General features: G+C 48.5%; 1 protein-coding gene. It reads left to right on the top strand.

Annotated elements, in window-relative coordinates:
• A partial coding sequence (locus tag ICE90_RS10705; protein ID WP_216192502.1) for a glycine-rich domain-containing protein occupies positions 1-4,614 on the top strand: 4,614 nt, incomplete at both ends.

Genomic DNA, 4,614 nt, shown 5'->3' with positions numbered 1-4,614 from the left:
GAACCTTATCCCTAGGAGGTAATGTCACTACTTCAGGTAACCAGTCTTATGGCGAAGCAGCGACCTTAGCAGCTGCTATTACTCTGAACACCACAGCAAGCTCTGGTAATGGCACAGTCTCTTTTGCAAGTACGCTCGATAGCGCCTCCACAACCCCATACGCCTTAACCATCACCTCTGGTTCTGGTAATGAGACCTTCACTGGAGTAGTGGGCGGTACTAACAAGTTAGCAGCTATTGCGCTCACTTCTACTGGCAGCACCACCTTTAGTGCTGCAGTGACTGCCGCTTCGGTAGTTCAAAATGCAGCGACTGGCACAACAGCCATTAATGGCGGAGCAATCACCACCTCAGGTGTTCAGACCTTTGGCAATAATGTCACCTTAGGTGCTGATACCACTCTGAACACCACAGCAAGCTCTAATAACGGTACAGTCTCTTTTGCAAGTACGCTCGATAGCGCCTCCACAACCCCATACGCCTTAACCATCACCTCTGGTTCTGGTAATGAGACCTTCACTGGAGTAGTCGGTGGTGCGAATAAGTTAGCGGCTATTTCCCTAAACTCTACCGGCACCACCACCTTTAGTGCTGCCGTAACTGCCGCTTCACTCATCCAGAACGCTTCTACTGGTACTACCGCCATTAACGGTGGGTCTATCACCACCTCAGGTGTGCAAACCTTTGGTAACAATGTCACCTTAGGTGCGGGGACAACTTTAACCACTACAAACTCAGATGTAAGTTTCAGTGGCACAGTTGATAGTGTTGGCTCAACTCCATATGCCTTAACAACTGTAGGCACCTCAAGTACGAACTTTAGTAGCTTAGTTGGCTCTAATCATGCTTTAGCATCACTCACTACCAATACAGATGCAACCGTAGGCGCAAGTATTACTACGACTGGTGCACAAAACTATGGCGGCAATCTCACATTAGGCGCTGGCAACATCACTTTTAATACTACAGATAGCGCGGTAGGTATTGCTGGCAATGTGATTGGGTCAACTGCAACTGCTTCAGCAAGTATGAACGCAATCATTCAATTGCTTGGTGGTGGTAGTTACATACTCAATGGCGCCACCGTGACTGACGTTGGTGCAGTAAGTTACTCTAATACTCCTATTACAGGTGGTGGTTCATTAAGCTGGAACGGAACCTCTTATACGTGGACTATTCCTAATGGTTTAACAACTACAGCTGTATTGCTAGTTGCCGGCGGCGGCGGCGGAGGTGGTTCTTACGCTGGCGGCGGTGGCGGTGCAGGTGGTTATAACTACCAGTCTAGTTACTCTTTAAGTAGCTCTACATATACTATTGTCGTGGGATCGGGTGGTACTGGCGGCGCTTACGATACTCAGGGTTCTAATGGTCGTAATAGTCAATTCGGCTCCTTAGTCGTTTACGGTGGCGGTGGTGGTGGTAGTTACGCAGCAAGTATTCCAGGCTTGACGGGTGGCTCGGGCGGTGGCGCAGGATGGCAGGCGGCTGCTGGAGGAGTAACTGTTGCAGGTCAAGGTAATGCTGGATCTACATATGCTCCAGCTAGCGGTTCGAATTCTGGAAATTCCGGAGGCGCAGGCGGAGGCGCAGGCTCAGCAGGCGTTATTAACGCATCAGCAGTTGCATTGCCAACAACGGTTAACTCTCCCCCAGGCGCTTTATCTACCGCTCCTACTGGTGGTGCTGGCTTAAGTAACAGTATTACTGGTTCACTTGTTTACTACGCTGGTGGCGGCGGCGCTGGTAGCGATGGTTATGGTGGTGCCGGTGGTATTGGTGGCGGCGGTGCTGGTGGTAGCGGCCAAGTTGGTGGTACGCTCTCAGGCTATCAGTGGACCAATGGCTTAAATGGTCAAGCCAATACCGGCGGTGGTGGTGGTGGTGGTGGCGGTAACCAGACAACTCCAGTTGGCGGTGCTGGCGGCTCGGGTATTGTTGTTGTCAATTACGCAAGCTCATACAGCGTTACTGGCACTAATTTCAGTATTAGTTCAGGCACAGGTGCAATCACATTAGGCGGCACTGTTGGCGCAACTAATGCTCTCAATAGTTTTAGTGCAACTTCAACAACCGGCACTTCTATTGGTGCCAATGTCAATACATCTGGCGCTCAAACCTATACCGGTCCAGTCAAGCTCAATGCCAACGTTACTCTGAACTCGAATAGCAGCGGTTCAGCTAATGGTGCCATTAGCTTTACTTCAACACTAAATTCCGCAGCATCAACTACAAGAGATTTCACAATCACTGCTGGTTCAGGCAATGTGACCTTCACTGGAGCGGTAGGAGGCTCACAAGGTTTGGGCAATATTTCTCTGACCTCTACTAGTACAACGACATTTAGCTCTACTGTAGTAGCTAGCTCACTCATCCAAAATGCTACCTCTGGTACTACCGCTATTAACGGTGCCACGATTACGACTACTGGTGCGCAGACCTACAACAATGCAGTGACATTAGGGGCGGCAGCTACCTTAACCTCTTCCTCCTTCTCCACCGGTTCATCTGGCACGATTGCCATGGGTGTCAATAACCTAACAGTCACAACTGACGCTGTATCTATCGGCGCTGCAATTACTGGCACAGGCGCATTAACCATTCAACCGAATACTGCTTCTACAGTAATGACGATTGCTGGTGATGGCTCTGCATCTGGCCTTAATTTAAGTACTACCCAGCTCAATTTCTTAGGTAGCACCTTCTCTAATGTGTATTTTGGTAGCGCTACTGGCACTGGTGCAATTACCGTGAATGCTTATACGATTGCCGATAAAGTCACCATTCGTAATGCTGGTACCCCTAGCGGTGGTATGAACTTTGCTGGCGCCTTCTCAGTCAATGGCTCTTCAAGCACCCATAACCTGACTCTGAACACTACTGGCACAGTGACTCAAAGTAGCGGGGCATCTATTACTGCTACTGGTTTAGAACTTCTTGGTACAGGCGCTACTTACACCTTAACTGAATCAACTAATGCAGTAGGCACCTTAGCTGGTAACACTGGCATTGTTTCTTTCTTGCAAAACAGTGCGAATTACACCATTGGTACTGTGAACTCCACCGTTGGTATGACTACTACGGGTAATTTGAGTTTGAGTTCTACTAAAACCGTTACCCAAAGTCAGTTGATTTCAACGCCAGGATTGGAGCTGCTTGGAGCTGCTGGCGTATTCACACTCAACACGAATGCTGCTGCCAATGCAGTAACTACATTAGCCGCTAATACCGGAACTGTTACTTTTGCGCAAAACACTAGTTATGCTGTCGGTACAGTCAATTCGACTGTAGGTTCAATCACTAGCGGAAACATTAGCTTAGCTGGCACCGGTGGATTTAGCTTGGGGGCCAACTTAACCAGTGCAGGTACACAGACCTATGCAGGTCCAGTGACCATTAGCGCTGCCATTACTATAGACTCTACAAATGCTGGTGGTGTGGCAGGATCATCCATTAACTTTAGTGGCTCAACATCTACAGTTGATGGTGCAAAAGCACTGATCATTAACGCCGGATCAGGTGGCGTTACTTTTGGAGCTACTGTTGGCGGTACTGCAAAATTGAGCAGCCTAGCTCTGCAGGGTAGCGGTGCAAATACATTGCCAGCAGCAATTTACTCGACTGGTTCAATTGATCTCAAAGGAACATCACGGTCTAATACATTGGTCGCTGCTACAACAACAGTGGCTAGCAGCGGAAATGGCAACATCACTTTAGGCAATACCAATGGCGCTTACGCATTAGTCATTAGTGATGGTTCTGGAACAATTGACTTGGCAACTATTGGTAGTTCAGCTCCGTTGACCACTCTGACGTTACAGGGTACTGGAGCAAACTCCTTGCGAGGCAACATCACTACAACTGGAGCGATTGACTTAAAAGGTACTTCACGAACCACCAATTTATTGGGCGATGTTGTTATTGCAAATACTAATAGTGACGTGACCTTAGGCACTGTTGATGGAGCCTATAAGCTCAATATAAATGATGGATCTGGAACCATTAACCTCGGAAATGTTGGCAGCACTACACCAGTAGATACCTTGACCTTTAGCGGAACAGGCGCAACCTTCATTGGCACGATTGTTGCAACCAACGGATATAGCCTGGGATCTACCCGTGGCTTTACATTAACAACGAATACTACTTATAACAATCCATCAGGTAGTCCAGTAACGCTAGGTAATATCACACTCAATAATGGTGTAACCCTGACCTTGGGTAATGCTGGACCAGCAACCATTACCGTTAACTCTATTACTGGTCCTGGAACAGGCTCAGGTAACGTAACAATTAACAGCGTAGGAACTGTGTCTATCGGCGCTGTTGGCACCAACATTGGTACCTTAACTGTGACTAACTCCGGTGGCGCCACCTTCACCAGCACTGTTAGTGACACTACTACTACCTTAACTGCAACTACAGGCACGATTGCCTTTAATGGCGCTCTGACTGCTGCCACCCTAAATACCGCAACAGCAGGGTACAACCTCCAGCTCAACGGCGCTACTGGCACCATCACCAACGCGGTAACCTTCTTGAACACTGGCACCTTAACTCTTGGCGCCTCTGGTGGTACACAAACTTACACCGCTGGCTTTACAGCAACTGCGC

Source organism: Polynucleobacter sp. AP-RePozz3-80-G7, assembly GCF_018882145.1.
In the GTDB taxonomy this organism is placed as follows: Bacteria; Pseudomonadota; Gammaproteobacteria; order Burkholderiales; family Burkholderiaceae; genus Polynucleobacter.
Note: the sequence above shows the minus strand (reverse complement) of the source record. Positions and strands in the feature narration are given on the sequence as shown.